The following is a 16,275-nucleotide window of genomic DNA, read 5'->3' on the forward strand; positions in this document are numbered from 1 at the left end:
CCGCTCTCAAGCCGCTTTCGCAAGTCCTCTGTCTGAACCGCCCGCGCACCCTCCAGCGCGCGGGCGGTCGCTGCCGTTTGCGCGGAAAAATCCTTTTAAAAATAATGGGTTAGATTGATTATTTTATTGACATAAAGCCCGCCCTGTGGTCTTTTCGCAGGCGAGTAGAAGCACCGACAATTGCTCACCGTCTGTTGGAAGATGAGGCTGCGATGTCGATGCTGACTACGAAAGGAACGCCCGGTTGCCCCCGCCTTGGGGACGATGCGCCGGCCCGTTTCCTCCGTCATTGGCATTTCCTGAGATCGCGGATCCACGCCCGGCTTTTGCCGGCATGGCGTTCATCGCGCGGCCCCGCATCGACCGGACCCTCTACGACAGGAGAACAGGAATGATAATCGACCTAAGCTGCTACCCCACCGACCTGGTGGACCTGGCTTGGCGCCATGACGGACCGCCGTTCACCGGCGACAAGCTTCTGAAGATGATGGACGGCCCGTACTACGTGAACGGCAAGCCGCGCCGCATCGACAAGGCCTTCATCCAGCCGCCGCAGGGCAACACCATCTACACCCATGAAGTCATGGACCTGGAAGGCAAAGCCGCCATCCGCCAGTACATGGGCTATACGGAAAAGATGGTGACCGAGCATCCCGACCGCTTCCTCGGCTGCTTCGTCTACAACCCGCGCTACGGCGTGCAGAACGGCGTCGACGAAATCGAACGCTATGCCAAGGAATTCGATTTCAAGATGGTCCAGCTCCAGGCGAACATGCACGCCTACCGCCCGGACCGCGCACTCGACTGGCTGCGTCCGGCCATGAAGAAGTGCGCCGAGCTCGGCCTGATGGTGAAGGTGCATACCGGCGACGGTCCGTACTCGATCCCGACGGAATTCTATCCGATCATCCGCGAGTTCCCGGAAATCAACTTCATCCTCGCGCATTTCGGCGTGCAGACCGGCGGCGTCTATGTGTTCGAGCCCATGCAGATGGCCCTCGACACGCCGAGCGTCTATGTCGAATCCGGCTGGTGCCTCCAGTCGCGCATCGTCGAGTTCGCCAAGGTCCTGCCCAAGCACAAGATCCTCTTCGGCTCCGATACGCCGCCGAACGAGCCGGGCATGTGGATCAACCTTCTGGAAGTCCTCTGCCACGAGCCGCCGCAGGGCCTCAACCTCGATGAGGACACGCTGGAGGACTACCTCGGCAACAACCTCGCCCGCATGATCGGCCTCGAGCCGACCGCCCCGCCGGCAACCGTCGAGGAAGCCGAGGCGTATCTGCGCCAGCACGGCGTCCAGATCGCCGCGTAAACGAACGGAGTGAACAATGATCATCGATACCCATCTTCACCCGACCAACCTCGTCGACGAGGCGTGGCGTCATACGGGTACGCCCTTCACGGGCGAGCGCATGCTCAAGCTGATGGACGGCCCCTACATGATCAACGGCAAGCCACGCCGTATCGACATGGGCTTCATCCAGCCGCCGCCGGGCAACACCGGCTACCGTGACGGCAACCGCAAGGGCCGCGAGGGCATCCGCGACTACATGGCCTATATCGCCGAGCTGTGCGAGAAGTATCCGGACCGCTTCATCGGCAACTTCAACTACAACCCGCGCTGGGGGCCCGAAAACGGCGCTGCGGAGCTGGAATTCCACGTCAAAGAATACGGCTTCAAGATGCTGAAGCTGCATGCCAACATGCACGGCTACCGTCCCGACCGCGCGCTCGAATGGCTGCGTCCGGCGATGAAGAAGTGCGCCGAGCTTGGCGTCGTCGTCCTCATCCACACCGGCGACGGCCCGTACACCATCCCGACGATGTTCTACCCGATCATCCGCGAGTTCCCGATGGTCAACTTCATCATCGGTCACTTCGGCATCCAGACGGGCGGCAACTACTCGTTCGAGTCCTTCTGGATGGCGATGGATACGCCGAACGTCTACTGCGAATCCGGCTGGTGCTTCCAGTCGCGCATCGTGGAGTTCGCCCAGCAGCTTCCGAAGAACAAGATCGTCTTCGGCACGGACAGCCCGCCGAACGACCCGGGCATGTGGCTGCGCGAGCTGGAAGTGCTCTGCAAGGATCCGCCGCACGGCATCAACCTCTCCGAGGACGACCTGGAAGGCTATCTCGGCAACAACATCGCCAAGCTCGTCGGCATCGACCCCTCGCCGCCGCCGCGCGACCTGAAGGACGCCCAGGCGCGCCTGACGGACAGCTACGCCGGCGTCGACCGCGCCACCGGCAAGCACCTGCTGCAGCCGGCCTGATCCGAACACGGCGGCGCCCTCCGGGGCGCCGTCACCTACCCGCAGAACCGAGGCCGAGAGATGACCGAGTACCACAAGCAAGACGTCCGCCGCTTCCTGGCCGATTACCGGGACCGGCACCCCGAGGACGTCATCACCATCGACCGGCCGGTCTCGGACGATCAGGATGCTACGGCGCTGATCTGGAACCTTGCGGACAAGGGGCAGCACCCGATGCTGCACCTGAAGAACGTCAGCGGTATCGGCGCGGAAGTCCTCTGCAACATCTTCGCCTCGCGCGAGCGCATCGCCCGCCTTCTCGGCTCGACCGCCGACAGGCTGCACGAGGCCTACCAGGCCCGCGCCAACAAGCCCTTCGCGCCGGAAGTGGTGGAAAGCGGCCCGGTCAGCGAGGAGATCATCTCCGGCGACGCCGTCGATCTCCACGGCTTGCCGATGCTGAAACACTTCGACACCGACCGCACGAAATACATCACCAGCGGCATCATCATCAGCGAGCACCCGGAAACGGGCGCCGGCAATCTCAGCTATCACCGGGCAATGATCCATTCGAGGAACGCGCTCGCGACCTCGCTGCATTCGCGCGGCCATCTCTGGCGCCTGATGAACATGGCGAAGGAGAAGGGCAGGCCGATGCCTGTCGCCATGGTGATCGGCGGCCATCCGCTGTTCATGATCGCCGCCTCCGCCCGCCTTGCCTTCGGTGAAGACGAGCGCGACGTCGCCGGCGGCCTGATGGGCGAACCGCTCCAGGTCGTGCGCACGCCGAAATACGGCATCCGCGTTCCCGCCCATGCCGAGATCGTGCTGGAAGGCGTGATCGATCCCGAGGCCCATGTTGAGGAGGGGCCGTTCGGCGAGTTCACCGGCTATTCCTCCGACCGCTCGACCAACAACCTCTTCACGGTCGAGACGATCATGCGCCGGCGCGATGCCATGCTGGTTTCCGTCGCGGGCGGCAATTCGGCCGAGCACCTGAACCTCGGCCGCGTGCCGCGCGAGGCGGAGGTGGTCGAGAAGCTGAAGGCCCGCTTCCCCTCGATCACCGCTGTGCATTACCCGTCCTCCGGCACCCATTTCCACGCCTATATCGCGATGAACCAGACGCGCGAGGGCGAGGCGCGGCAGGTCATGCTCGGCCTTCTCGGCTGGGACCAGTACCTGAAGAACGTCGTGGTGGTGGACGCGGACGTCGACATCACCAAGGACTCGGAAGTGCTCTGGGCGCTCGCCACCCATTTCCAGCCGCACAAGGACGTCGTCATCATCGAGGGCCTGCCGGGCAATGCGCTCGATCCGTCGGCGAGCGGCATCGGCACGACCTCGCGCATGGGGCTCGATGCGACGCGCGGGCCGAATTTCCACGGCGTGCGCGCGCGCATCAGCGACGAGGCCAATGCGCGCGCCGCCGCACTCCTTGCAAGCGCGGGATAGGCGATGAGCGAGCGGCCAGCACGCATGATCGTCGGCATTTCGGGCGCTTCCGGAGCCATCTACGGCAAGCGCATCCTCGAAGTGTTGCGCGACCTCGGGGTCGAGACGCATCTGGTCATGTCGCGCGCCGCCTGCATCACGCTGGCGGCCGAGGCGGACTTCACGAAGCAGGACCTCGAGGCGCTGGCGACGACCACCCATTCCAACAAGGATATCGGCGCGGTCTGCTCCTCCGGCTCCTACAAGACGCTCGGCATGATCGTCGCGCCCTGCTCGGTGAAGACCATGGCCGAGATCGCCACCGGCACGACGGACAACCTCCTCTCGCGCGCCGCCGACGTGGTGCTGAAGGAACGCCGCCGGCTCGTGCTGATGCTGCGCGAGACGCCGCTGCATCTCGGCCATATCAGGAACATGGCGCAGGTGACCGAAATGGGTGGTATCATCTACCCGCCCGTTCCCGCCTTCTACGCCCGGCCCAAAAGCCTGGAGGACATGGTCGACCACACGGTCGGCCGGGTCCTCGATCTCTTTGACCTCGACGCCGGTATCGTGCGACGATGGCAGGGAACGCAAGGAGTGGAGTGACATGGCCGCCCTTATCGCCTCCGACCCGCAGACGCTGACGCTAGAACCGCGCGCTGCATTCCTTTCCGACGACGCCGTCGAGATTCTGGGCTTTGCCGCCCGATGTCTCGACGAGGGCCACAAGGCGGCCCTCGTCACCCTCGTCGAGATCCACGGCGGTGCGGCCCGCGCCATCGGTGCGCAGATGGCGGTGCGCGGGGACGGGCTTTACTGCGGCTTCGTTTCCGGCGGCTGCACCGAGGCGGCGGTGGCGGCGGAGGCCGCGAGCGCCATTGCCAAGGGCGTAGACCGGAACCTCCGCCTCGGCGAAGGCTCACCCTTCTTCGATATCGTGCTGCCCTGCGGCGGCGGCATCACCCTTGCCATCCATGTCCTGCGCGATGCCGATCCGCTGCACCGGGCGCTCGCCGCGCTGGAGCGGCGCATGCCCGTGCGCCTGCGCTACGATCCGGGTGCGCAGGCGCTTTCCCTCGCTCAGGGCGCAGGCCCGACCGGCTGGGAGAATGACTGTTTCATTCGTCGGTACCGGCCGAAGGAGCGACTGGTTCTGGCCGGCGGTCCTGCCGAGACGGGGCGGGTCGCCGCGGTCGCGACGGCGGCCGGCTACGAGGTGATCGTCGTCGAGCGCGGCAAGGTGCCCGCACCGGGCGACGTCGATGCGGATACGGCCGTCGCGATCCTCTTCCATGACGTCGATCGGGAAGTGCCGCTGCTCGAGCAGGCGCTCGCCACCGACGCCTTCTACATCGGCGCGCTCGGCAGCCGGCGCACGCATGAGAAGCGCTGCGCCGCCCTTCGCGAACGGGGCGTCGAGGCCGCCGCGCTCGCGCGCATCCGCGCGCCCATCGGGATTTTCGACAAGGCGCGCGATTCCCGCTCGCTCGCCGTTTCCGTCGTCGCGGATATCGCGCAGGCACGCCTGCCCGGCGACGCCGGATAGGCCGTCAGGCGCCGAGCGCCTCGGCGGAGATCCAGAACACCGCGTCCTGCGATTCGGCGGTTTCCAGCCAGAGGAAATCGAGATGGGGGAATTCCTCTTCGAGGATTTCCCGGCCCGACCCGATCTCGCAGATCATGCCGCCCTCCGGTGTCAGGTGGTCGCCCGCTTCCGTCAGAAGCCGGCGCACGAGGTCGAGCCCGTCCTCGCCGCCGTCATGGGCCATGACCGGCTCGGCCCGATGCTCGGCCGGGAAGCCGGCAAGCGCCGCATGGTCGACATAGGGCGGGTTGGTGATGATGAGGTCGTAGCGGCGGCCGGCAAGCGGGGCGAAGAGGTCGCCGTGATGGAGGCTCACCTGGTCCTCCACGTCATGTTCGGCAAGGTTGATCTTCGCTACTTCCAGCGCATCGGCTGAGAGGTCGACGGCGTCGATTGCGGCCTGCGGGAAGAATTTCGCGGCCAGAACCGCAAGGCAGCCCGAGCCCGTGCAGATGTCCGCCGCGCTTTCCACCGACAGCGGATCGGGCAGGAAAGAGGAGCCTTCCGAGTTCAGATATTCGCCGAACAGGATCTCGCCGATATGCGAGCGCGGCACGATCACCCGCTCGTCGACATGGAAGCGCACGCCCTGGATATAGGCATGGCCGGTGATGTAGGAAGACGGCTTGCGGGTCGTCACGCGCGTTTCGATGCGCTCCGCCAGCAGCTTGCGCTCGGCCGGCAGCAGGCGCGCGTCGAGGAAGGGATCGAGCGTGTCGATCGGCAGGTCGAGCGAATCGAGCAGCAGGAAGGCCGCGTCGTCGCCGACGGTCGTCGTGCCGTGGCCGAAGCCGAGATCGGCGGCGTTGAAGCGGGAAATCGCGTAGCGCCAGTAATCGCGCAGGGTCACGAGTTCGCTGGTAATGTCGTCCTTGTTCAACGGCGTCTCACTTCGAATGGTGCGAATTGGGCTGGACGCCCCCGCCGTTGAGTGGCAAGGGCCGATGGGTCAACCGATAGCGGGGCCGCCGCACGGCTTCAAGGGCGCCATCATGAAAGACATCCGCAAAGGGCAGAAATCCGCCGCCGGCCGCAAGGCGCCGCCCGCGCCCGCCGGCAAGCGCGCGACCCTGCCGCGGGCGCTCTCCAAGCTCGGCTTCTGTTCACGCACGCAGGCCGAAGAGCTGGTGCGGGCCGGACGGGTGAGCGTCGACGGGCGTATTGCGACGAGCCTTGAAACCTGGGTCGACGTGGAGACGGCGGCCATCGCCGTCGACGGCAGGCGGGTGACCGCCGAAAAGCGCGTCTACCTGATGCTGAACAAGCCGCGCGGCCTTGTCACCACCCGGCACGACCCGCAGGGCCGCCCGACGGTCTACGAGTGCCTTGCCGGGCTCGACCACACCCATCTTTCGCCGGTCGGCCGGCTCGACAAGGCGAGCGAGGGGCTGCTGCTCTTCACCAATGACACGGAATTTTCCCAGGCGCTGCTCGATCCCGAGACCCATGTGGCGAAGACCTACCATGTGCAGGTGGACCGGCATGTCGATGCCGCGGCGCTGGACGCCCTGACGGCGGGCGTGCGGCATGACGGCGAGTTCCTGCGGGCGAGGCGCGCGCACCTCCTTCGCGAAGGCGGGCGGAATGCCTGGCTGGAGATCGAACTGGAGGAGGGGCGCAACCGCCAGATCCGGCGGATGCTGGAGGCGCTGGATATTGCCTGCCTTCGCCTCCTGCGCGTCTCCATCGGCAATCTCGCCCTCGGCGACCTTGAAAAGGGCACCGTGCGGCCGCTGACGGAAGCGGAGGTGGCGGACCTTCGCCGCCTTGCCGGGAAAACCGCTTTGTGAAAGACAATTGCCGCCATGCCTTGCGGCGTGCAGAAGAGGACATTCGACAATGCCTGCCAATCCGCGTTCCATCGCCCAGCTTTCCGTGCTTCTGCAATCGGGCGCGCTCGATCCTGTCGCGCTGCTGGAGGAGACGCTGGACGCGGTGGAAGTGTACCCCGACAAGGCGGTCTTCACGGTGCTGACGAAGGAGCGGGCGAGGGCGGAGGCCGAGGCCTCCCGCCGACGGCTGCGTGAGGGCCGCTCGCTCGGCGTGCTCGACGGCTTGCCGATCGCCTGGAAGGACCTCTTCGACATGGCGGGCCTGCCGACGACGGCCGGCTCGCGCGTGCTGGCGGACGCGGCGCCCGCCGAACGGGACGCGGCCGTGGTGCGGGCGCTGGCCGGGGCCGGTATGGTCAGCATCGGGCGGGTCAACATGAGCGAGTTCGCCTTTTCCGGCCTCGGCATCAACCCGCATTACGGCACGCCGCGCAATCCGGCAGCGCCGGCCGGCGAGCACCGCATTCCCGGCGGCTCGTCCTCGGGCTCGGCGGCTGCCGTCGCTGCCGGCCTCGTTCCCGTCTCCATCGGCACGGATACCGGCGGCTCGGTGCGCATCCCGGCCGCCTTCACCGGCATCGTCGGCTACAAGGCCTCGCGCGGGCGCTATTCCATGGAGGGCGTCTTCCCGCTCGCCCGCACCCTCGATTCGCTCGGGCCGCTCTGCCGCACCGTGCAGGATGCCGTCTGGGTGGATGCCGCCATGCGCGGCCGACCGGCCAGCGAAGCGCTGCCGCGCGCCGACCTTGCCGGGCTTTCCCTTGTGATCCCCGAGACCGTGTTCTTCGATGGTGCGGAGCCGGAGGTGGTCGCGGTCTTCGAGGCCGGCGTCGAACGGCTGGCGAAGGCCGGCGCGCGCATCCGCCGCGAGGCCTTCCCGGAATTTGCCGAGATCTTCGCGGTGATGGCGCGGCACGGTGCGCTGGTTACGGCCGAGGCCTTCGTGCTCCACCGCGAGCGCATCAAGGGCGAAGCGGCCGCAGGCATGGACCCGCGCGTCGTCAAGCGCACGCTGCTCGGCGAGAAGATCACGCTGGCCGACTATCTGGAAACGCAGGCCGCCCGCGAAAGGCTGACGACCGCCGTCGAAGCGCGGCTCGGGCCGGAAAGCCTGCTGATCAGCCCGACGCTGCCGCATGTCGCCCCGCTCACCCAGCCGCTGGTGGACGATGAGGACCTGTTCTTTGCGGTGAACGGCAAGACGCTGCGCAATACGCTCGTTGGCAATTTCCTCGACTGGTGCGGCGTCTCGCTGCCCTGCGGGACGGGTGCCGCCGGCATGCCGGCGGGCCTCCTCGTCTCGGGGCCGAGGGGAAGCGACGCGCGGGTTCTCGCCGTCGCCTCCGTTGTCGAAGGGCTTCTCGGCTAGGCTTACTTGCCGAGCCAGACGGTGCCGGTCTTGTTGACGACCGGCACGCCGACGGCGTTGCCGTATTCGGTCCAGGAGCCGTCATAATTGCGGGCGTCGTAGCCGAGCAGGCGCTTCAGCGCGAACCAGGTGTGGCTGGAGCGCTCGCCGATGCGGCAATAGGTGATGACCGGCTTGGTGCCGTCGATGCCCTTTTCGGCATAGATGCGGCGGATCTCGTCGAGCGGCTTGTAGGTGCCGTCCTCGTTGACGATGGTCGCCCACGGCACGTTCTCGGCGCCGGGGATGTGGCCGGCGCGGATCGACAGTTCCTTGACGCCTTCCGGCGCGAAGACCTTGCCGAGATATTCGTCGGGCGAGCGGATGTCGACCAGCTTGCCGTCGATGCGGCCCTCGGCGAAGTCGAGCGTGTTGACGAGGCGGGCGCGCAGGCTGTTGTCGCGCTCGGGCAGTTCGAGGCTGGTCGCCTCGTAGGCGGGCACCTCGGCCGTCAGCGGCAGGCCGCGGGCTTCCCACAGCTTGCGGCCGCCGTCGAGCAACTTGGCCCGCTCGCCGAAGCCGTAGACGTCGAGCACCCAGACGCCCCAGGCGGCGAACCAGTTGTTGTGGTCGCCGTAGATGATGACGGTCGTATCCTTGTCGACGCCCGCCCGGCGAAGCTGCTCCTGCAATTTCTCACGCGAGGCGATGTCGCGGTTGACGGTGTCGACGAGGTCCGTGTGCCAGTTGAGGTCGACGGCGCCGGGGATATGGCCCTTCTCGTAGACGCCGGTATCGACGCTCACCTCGAAGACCCGCACCTTGGGATCGTCGAGATGGTCCTTCAGCCAGTCCACGGTCACAAGCGAATCGGTTGCTGCTTTCGTCATGATGCTTTCCTTTCCGTCAGTCGTTGAAATGGCGGCCTTCCGTGACCTCGGCCACGTAGCCGGCGCGGATGGCGAAATCGCCGAAATGCTCGCCCGGTTGCCGCTCGCGGGCGAAGTGGCCGATCACCGTGCCGAGAAGCTCGAGGATCGCCGGCTCTGCCACGTTCTCCAGCACCATCTTGTTGAGGCGCTGGCCGGCAAAACCGCCGCCGAGATAGAGGTTGTACTTGCCGGGCGCGCGGCCCGTCAGCGCGATCTCGGCGATGTAGGGCCGTGCGCAGCCGTTCGGACAGCCGGTCATGCGGATGGTGATGGGCTCGTCCGACAGGCCGTGCTCGGCGAGGATGGCGTCGATCTTCGTGATCAGCGTCGGCAGGTAACGCTCGCTCTCGGCCATGGCGAGGCCGCAGGTCGGCAGCGCCACGCAGGCCATGGAATTGCGCCGGAGGCCGCTGCCGCCGTTGAGCCTGTCGAGCCCGTGCGCCTTCAGGAGCGCTTCGATCTTCGGCTGGTCGGCGGGGTCCACCTCGGCGATGATGAGGTTCTGGTTGGGCGTCACGCGGAAGGTGCCGCGATGAGCCTCGGCAATGGCGCGTATGCCGTCGAAGAGCGCGAGGTTCTCGAAATTCTTCACGCGGCCGTTCTCGATGCGCAGCGTATAGTGCTCGCGCCCGTCCTCGCCGCGCTGCCAGCCGAGCGTGTCGCCGTTGGTGGTGAAGGCGTAGGCGCGCGCCTCGCCGAGGGCGAAGCCCAGCCGGTCCTCGATCGCCGCCTTGATCCAGTCGAGCCCCTTGTCGTCCACCGTATACTTGAAGCGGGCGCGGCTGCGGTCGGCGCGGTCGCCGTAGTCGCGCTGCACGCCCATGACGGCATCGCAGGTCTCGATCACCTTGTCCTTGGCAACGAAGCCGATGACGCTGGCAAGGCGCGGATAGGTCTTCGGCGCCTGGTCCGTCCGCCCCATGCCGCCGCCGACCGCCACGTTGAAGCCGAGGAGCCGGCCCTTTTCGACGATGGCGATGAAGCCGAGGTCCTGCGCGTAGACGTCGATATCGTTGACGGGCGGGATGACGAAGCCGATCTTGAACTTGCGCGGCATGTAGGTGCGCCCGTACATCGGCTCTTCCGGCCCGTCGCCCTTTGTCTGGCGCTCCTCGCCGTACCAGATCTCGGGATAGGCGCCGGTCTTCGGCGTGGCGTGGTCGCTTGCGCCCTTGGCGAGCGCGTAGACCTCGGCGTGCAGCGCCGAAAGCTCGGGATTGATCGAGGCCATCACGCCGCGCGCATCGTCGCCACAGGCCGCCTTGGTGTCGAGCGCGACGTCGTTCAGCCCCTGCATGACGGCGCGCAGGTTCTTCTTGTGGATATAGTGGAACTGGAAGGTCTGGCGCGTCGTCAGGCGCAGCATGTCGCCGGCATAGGCACGTCCCAGCGCATCGAGCTTCAGCCATTGCGCGGGTGTCAGCACGCCACCGGGAAGGCGCACGCGCGCCATGAAGCGATAGGCGGGCTCCAGCTTCTGCCGGCGCCGCTCGTCGCGGATGTCGCGGTCGTCCTGCTGGTAGACGCCGTGGAACTTCATCAGCTTGATGTCGTCGCCGGGAACGGCGGCCGTCAGCGGCGCAGCGAGCCCCTCGGCGATGGTGCCGCGCAGCTGGTCGCTGTTTGCCTTCATCGTCTCGTCCGGCGTGAGCCTTTCGAGGGGCTGGGAGATGTCGTGGCTGCGGTCGGTTTCAAGAAGGGTCATGTCGGGCCTCAATAGACGTCGATCTGATAGCGGCGGCTTTCCTGCAGCGCGGCGAGGTATTCCTCGGCGGCAGCCTTGCCACGCCCGCTCTGCTCGATGACGATCGTCAGGAGGGCGCGGTGGACGTCGGGCGCGAGCTTCGAGCCGTCGCCGCAGACATAGAGATGCGCGCCCTCTTCCAGCCACGCATAGACGTCGCGGGCCTCTTCCAGCAGCCGGTGCTGCACATAGGTCTTCTCCGCCCCGTCGCGCGAGAAGGCGACGTTCATGCGGGAGAGCACGCCGTCCTTCAGGAAACCCTGCCATTCCGTCTGGTAGAGGAAGTCGCTGTCGAAGTTGCGCTCGCCGAAGAACAGCCACGCGCGGCCGTCCGCGCCCTGCGCCTCGCGTTCCTGGAGGAAGGCGCGGTAGGGGGCGACGCCCGTGCCCGCGCCGATCATGATGATCGGCGCATCGCCCGCCGGCAGGCGGAAGCGCGGGTTCTCCTGCACATAGACGGGCAGGACGGTTTCCGGCCCGGCGCGGCGCGAGAACTGGCCGGAGGCGACGCCGAAACGCTCCTCGCCGTTCATTGCATACTGCACGGTGGAGACCGTCAGATGGACCTCGTCGGGAACGGCCGTCGCGGAGGAGGCGATGGAATAGAGCCGCGGCTGGAGCGGACGAAGGCCGGCGGCGAGCGCCGCCGCATCGACACCCCTTACCGGGAAGCGGCGCACGATATCGATGACGTGGTTTTCGCGCAGGAATGCCGAGCGGGCATCGCCCGTCAGTTCCTTCAGCTCCGCCGAGCCGGTCACCTCGGCCCATTGGTCGAGGAAGCGCGGGGTAGCGGCGGTGATTTCCAGAACGCCACCGAGCGCCTCGCTGAGCGTCGTCGCCTCGCCCTTGAGCGTCAGGGGCTCGGCGCCGGAAAGATCGAGCGCCGACAGGAGGCTTTCGACGAGTGTCGGATCGTTGCGCGGCACGATGCCGAGGGCGTCGCCTGGCGCGAAGGAGAGGCCGGAGCCCTCCAGCGAGAGTTCGATATGCCGCGTCTCCTTGCTCGATCCCCGGCCGGTGAGCGCCAGGTTCTCGATGACGATGGCCGTGAAGGGGTTGCGCTTGTCGTAGGCTGTGGCAGCGGATACGGCCGGGCTGGCGGCGGGTGTCGCGGCGACGGAGCGCGGCGGGGCGAGCAGGCCCACGGCCGCATCGATCCAGGCGGCGGCCGGGTCGTCGTAGTCGACGTCGCAGTCGACGCGATCATGCAGGCGCTCGGCGCCGAGCTCGGCAAGGCGCTCGTCGATCCGCCGGCCCGCGCCGCAGAAGAATTCGTAGGTGGAATCGCCGAGCGCCAGCACGGCATAGCGCAGGCCCTCGAGCTTGGGCGCCTTGCGGCTTTCGACGAATTCGAAGAAGCCGGCGGCGGAGGTCGGCGGCGCGCCCTCGCCATGGGTGGAGGCGACGATGAGAAGGTCCTGCTCCTCCTTCAGCCGGCGCGGCTTGTAGTCGGCCATGTCGGCGAGGACCGGGGCGAAACCGGCCGCGCGTGCCGCTTCGGCAAGGCGGATGGCGACGCCCTTGCCGTTGCCGGTCTCGCTGCCGTAGAGGATGGTGAGCGTGCGCACGGGAGCGGCCGCGGCGACCGGCGCCGGATCGAGGCCGGCGGGCACGAGATGGGCCGCATCGGGACGGCCGGCATCGGCAAGGCCGGCGAAATAGCCGCTCAGCCAGAGCGCCTGCTGGGGCTTGAGCTGGGTGGCGACGGTGCGCACCGTCTTCCACTGTTCTTCGTTCAGCCCAGGTCCGTTGAATTCCAAGAGAGTCATGCGTCCGCTCGCCTCCTGAGGCCGGAAAACCGGCATTTCCAAAGAGTTCGCGGGCACTATTGGCGGCCGTTCTGAGGTGTGACAAACGAATGATATTGTCCGCTGACTGCAAGAAAATTGCAGTCAATCCATCTTGAGACGCGTGTTCCAAAGGGGTGGGGAAGGGCGTTTCAGGCGTTTTGCCGCGAGCGGATTTCTTGGGATAACGTTCCCTTTGCCGAAGTGCAACTTTTTTCGCCTTTTCGGCCGTCCGGCTAGGCGGAAACCTGCTTCAGGCCGGAAAGGGCGTCCTGTACGTCCCGGCGTCCTTCCGACGATTCCGCATAGACGGCATAGACGGGATAGGTGAATTCGGGCGCGCCTTCGACCCTTTCGAGCGTGCCCGCCGCAAGATAGGGCGCCACCGTTCCCTTGCGGAAATAGCCCGTGCCGCCGACGCGCAGGATATAGTGAAGGGCAAGCAGACCGAAATCCACCTGAAGCGCCGGCTCGGCGAAACCGGCCTGCCCGAAACCGGACTGGCCGGCGAATTGCGTGCCCCATTCGACGCGCACATGGTCCGGTTCCTCGCCTTCCTTCAGGCCGGCGACGTTCTGCACCAGGATGAGCTGCTCTTCCTCCAGGAGATCGATCCGGAAGCCGGGCATCAGCTTCGGCGCATAGAGCACGGCGACATCGAGCACGCCCGTGCGCAGCTGCTCCAGCAACTGGTCGGGAATGCCGACGCGGGCGTGGACGGCGATATGCGGGCAATTGCCCTTCATCCAGACGAGCCATTCCAGCATGAGCGGGTTCCACAGGCTCATCTCCCCGCCGACAGCCACGACCGCGGTGCGGCCGGGCGGTACGGTGAGCTGCTGGCGCGCCCGCTCCCACACCTGCACGAAGGACTGCGCGAAACGCTCGAATTCGCGGCCCGCCGGCGTGAGCGCCGCGCCGTTGCGCGTGCGCACGAAGAGCTTGCGGCCCAGCGCCTCCTCCAGCGTGCGGATGCGCGCGCTCACCGTCGTCTGGGTGATATGCAGCCGTTCGGATGCCTTCAGGAAGCTGCCGGTATGCACGATCTCCAGAAAGGTGCGCGCCCGGTCGATATCCATGCAGTCATCCTTCAGTGCAATTTTTTTGTCCTGATACTATAGTCCTTTTCATCCGAAAGCCCATTCGGGAATGCGAAAACCCGCCCGCGATATTTCGCAGGCGGGTTCAGTCTGGCGGCTTTCCGCCGGGGCGGTCAGAACTCCTGCCATTCCGCCCGGGTGTCGAGGGCCGCATTGCCGCTGAAAGCGGCGGCGACCTTGCGGCCGAGCGTGCGGGCAGGGGAGGCCTGCGGGCGTGCGGCCTGCCCGGATGTCGCTTTCGCCGCCGGCATGCCGGCGAGGCGGAACCGGCCGACGAGGTCGCGAAGGCGCACCGCTTCCGTCGCCAGCGTATTGGATGCGGCGTTGGATTCTTCCACCATCGCCGCGTTCTGCTGCGTCGTCTGGTCCATGGCGTTGACGGCGGTGTTGACCTCCGCAAGCCCGACGGACTGCTCCTTCGCGGACGTTGCGATGGATTCCATGTGCGTGTTGATCTCGATGATGAACCCGCTGATGGTCTTCAGCGCCGAACCCGCATCGCGCACCAGCTTCACGCCGTTGTCCACCTCGGTGGAGGAGTTGTGGATCAGCTCCTTGATCTCCTTTGCCGCCTGTGCGGAGCGCTGGGCGAGCTCGCGCACCTCCTGGGCGACGACGGCAAAGCCCTTGCCGGCCTCGCCCGCGCGCGCCGCTTCCACCCCGGCATTCAGCGCCAGAAGGTTCGTCTGGAAGGCGATCTCGTCGATCACGCCGATGATGTTGGAGATCTGCTGGGCGCTCTCCTCGATCTTGCGCATCGCTTCCTCCGCGTAGGAGACCACTTCGGCGGACTGGGCGGCGGCGTGGTTGGCCTGCCCCGCGACGCTGCGCGCCTCCTCCGTGCGCTTGCTGGAATTGGCGACGTTGACGGTGATCTCGTCGAGTGCTGCCGCGGTTTCCTCGAGCGAGGCCGCCTGCTGCTCGGTGCGTTTGGAAAGATCGTCCGTGCCGGCGGCGATTTCCCGCGTGCCGTTGTCGAGCGTCGAGATGGCGTTCGATATATCGCTGAGCGTCGTGGCGAGCTGGGCGACCGACTGGTTGAAGTCTTGGCGCAGCGGCTCGAAATCGGGCGCGAAGATTTCGTCGATCTGGAAGGCGAGGTCACCGGCGGCGAGGCGCTTCAGGCCCGCCGCAAGGCCGGAGGTGGCCACGCGCAGCCGTTCGGCCGCATCGGCCTCGGCCTTTTCCTGCATGGCGATCCGTTCGGCTTCGGCGCGCTTGCGGCCTTCCACCGCTTCCTCCTCCAGGCGCCGGTTGGCGATGGCGCTCTGGCGGAACACTTCGAGCGCCTTGCCCATGTCGCCGATCTCGTCATTGTTGCGGGCAAGGACGATCTCGGTGTCGAGCTGACCGTCGGCGACGAGGCCCATGGATGCGCCGAGGCGCGACATGCCGCCGATGATGCGCCTGAACGTCACGTAGCCGACGATGGAGAACATCAGCGCCAACGCGGACATGGCCGTGACGATCAGCGTCCAACAGAGGCCGGCCCGGCCGTTGGCCTCGTCGATGACGCTTTGCGTGCGCGCCTCCATCTTCTCGAAGAAGGTATCGACCGGCTGCATCACGTTGGCCTTGAACTTGTGATAGTCGGGCGAGTTGAGCATCCGGGTCGCTTTTTCGCGCGCTTGCGGGCCGAGGGTGGCGGCGTTGTCGACCAGGGTCATCGCCTCGGTCTCCAGCTTGATGAGCGCGTCCGAGCGCTTGCCGGCCTCGTCGAGAAGGCCGAATTCCTCGTCGGTGAAGCCGGCCTGCTTCATCAGGTCGTGCAGCGAGACGGCCGGGCCGTCCGGCCGCGGCTTGGCGACGCCCCCGGCGACGAAGTCCCAGTAGATCCGTTCATAACCTTCCGGCCGCGGACGCGTGCCGTTGCGGATTTCGATGACGGCGTTGTACTGGTCCTTGAAGGCCGGATCGCCCGTCTCGGCATAGGTGCGCATCATGCGCGTCAGGTCGTCCGATGATTGCCGGAAGCCGTCGGCGAGCACATAGGACTGGTATTTCTGGTCGTAGGCCCGGGTGACGTCGTCGGCTGCGCCGGCATATTCCCAGAGGCTCACCACGAGCCCTGCCATCACCACGCCGGTAGCCGACGCCAGGGCGATGAATTGCGTCTTGATTTTCATGATGGTCATTCCCGACGTGGACACACCTTTCCTGCCGCGCCGAAATCATTTCGGACGTCACGAAGACATGCCACCGATGAGTGCAACGCCGGCAGCATCGCCGGAATAACTATAGACTGTCGG

The 16,275-nt window shown here is 66.5% G+C and carries 13 protein-coding genes; 7 read left to right on the forward strand and 6 right to left on the reverse strand.

Translation table 11 applies throughout. From position 1 onward, the window contains the following. The first annotated feature begins 391 nt into the window (after positions 1–391). From ACZ5TO_RS22070 to ACZ5TO_RS22090, 5 genes are read left to right on the forward strand one after another with little or no spacing between them, the layout of a single operon-like run. On the forward strand, positions 392–1,315 hold the full coding sequence (locus tag ACZ5TO_RS22070; protein WP_184140745.1) for an amidohydrolase family protein: 924 nt from the start codon (positions 392–394) through the stop codon (positions 1,313–1,315). Between the two features lie 16 nt (positions 1,316–1,331). Beyond that, entirely contained in the window at positions 1,332–2,279 is a 948-nt protein-coding gene (locus ACZ5TO_RS22075; protein WP_160786443.1) for an amidohydrolase family protein, read from the forward strand. A gap of 60 nt (positions 2,280–2,339) precedes the next feature. Next, a complete protein-coding gene (locus ACZ5TO_RS22080) occupies positions 2,340–3,713 on the forward strand; it encodes a UbiD family decarboxylase (protein ID WP_464800708.1) in 1,374 nt (457 codons plus the stop codon). Between the two features lie 3 nt (positions 3,714–3,716). Beyond that, positions 3,717–4,301: a UbiX family flavin prenyltransferase gene (locus tag ACZ5TO_RS22085; RefSeq protein ID WP_184140749.1), complete on the forward strand. Its 585-nt coding sequence runs from the start codon at positions 3,717–3,719 to the stop codon at positions 4,299–4,301. Position 4,302: 1 nt separating this feature from the next. Further along, on the forward strand, positions 4,303–5,241 hold the full coding sequence (locus tag ACZ5TO_RS22090) for an XdhC family protein (protein ID WP_464800709.1): 939 nt from the start codon (positions 4,303–4,305) through the stop codon (positions 5,239–5,241). Between the two features lie 4 nt (positions 5,242–5,245). Here the strand turns inward: ACZ5TO_RS22090 and prmB are convergent, their stop codons facing one another. After that, the gene (gene prmB / locus ACZ5TO_RS22095; protein WP_464800710.1) at positions 5,246–6,160 is read right to left on the reverse strand and encodes a 50S ribosomal protein L3 N(5)-glutamine methyltransferase; all 915 of its coding nucleotides are present in this window, start codon (positions 6,158–6,160) and stop codon (positions 5,246–5,248) included. A 112-nt stretch (positions 6,161–6,272) separates the two neighbouring features. Here prmB and ACZ5TO_RS22100 point away from each other — a divergent pair, with 112 nt between their 5' ends. After that, positions 6,273–7,070 carry a pseudouridine synthase gene (locus tag ACZ5TO_RS22100; protein ID WP_464800711.1) on the forward strand — a complete coding sequence of 266 codons (798 nt, stop codon included), beginning with the start codon at positions 6,273–6,275 and terminating at the stop codon, positions 7,068–7,070. A 49-nt stretch (positions 7,071–7,119) separates the two neighbouring features. Continuing rightward, positions 7,120–8,481, forward strand: a complete 1,362-nt coding sequence (locus ACZ5TO_RS22105) for an amidase (RefSeq protein WP_464800712.1) — start codon at positions 7,120–7,122, stop codon at positions 8,479–8,481. Between the two features lie 2 nt (positions 8,482–8,483). On the opposite strand, the gene ACZ5TO_RS22110 is transcribed toward ACZ5TO_RS22105, so the two are convergent. The 5 genes from ACZ5TO_RS22110 to ACZ5TO_RS22130 all read right to left on the reverse strand — a co-directional run bounded on the left by ACZ5TO_RS22110 (position 8,484) and on the right by ACZ5TO_RS22130 (position 16,152). Next, positions 8,484–9,350 (reverse strand): sulfurtransferase, encoded by an 867-nt coding sequence (locus tag ACZ5TO_RS22110; RefSeq protein ID WP_464800713.1) that lies wholly within the window; start codon positions 9,348–9,350, stop codon positions 8,484–8,486. 16 nt (positions 9,351–9,366) lie between these two features. After that, complete coding sequence (locus ACZ5TO_RS22115; protein ID WP_464800714.1) at positions 9,367–11,097, reverse strand: NADPH-dependent assimilatory sulfite reductase hemoprotein subunit; 1,731 nt, start codon at positions 11,095–11,097, stop codon at positions 9,367–9,369. An 8-nt stretch (positions 11,098–11,105) separates the two neighbouring features. Continuing rightward, the gene (locus ACZ5TO_RS22120) at positions 11,106–12,908 is read right to left on the reverse strand and encodes an assimilatory sulfite reductase (NADPH) flavoprotein subunit (protein ID WP_464800715.1); all 1,803 of its coding nucleotides are present in this window, start codon (positions 12,906–12,908) and stop codon (positions 11,106–11,108) included. Between the two features lie 254 nt (positions 12,909–13,162). Continuing rightward, on the reverse strand, positions 13,163–14,005 hold the full coding sequence (locus tag ACZ5TO_RS22125) for a LysR family transcriptional regulator (RefSeq protein WP_464800716.1): 843 nt from the start codon (positions 14,003–14,005) through the stop codon (positions 13,163–13,165). A gap of 134 nt (positions 14,006–14,139) precedes the next feature. Next, positions 14,140–16,152: a methyl-accepting chemotaxis protein gene (locus ACZ5TO_RS22130; RefSeq protein WP_464800717.1), complete on the reverse strand. Its 2,013-nt coding sequence runs from the start codon at positions 16,150–16,152 to the stop codon at positions 14,140–14,142. Between the last annotated feature and the right edge of the window lie 123 nt (positions 16,153–16,275).

The sequence above is a fragment of the Shinella sp. Sh6 genome (assembly GCF_055392685.1).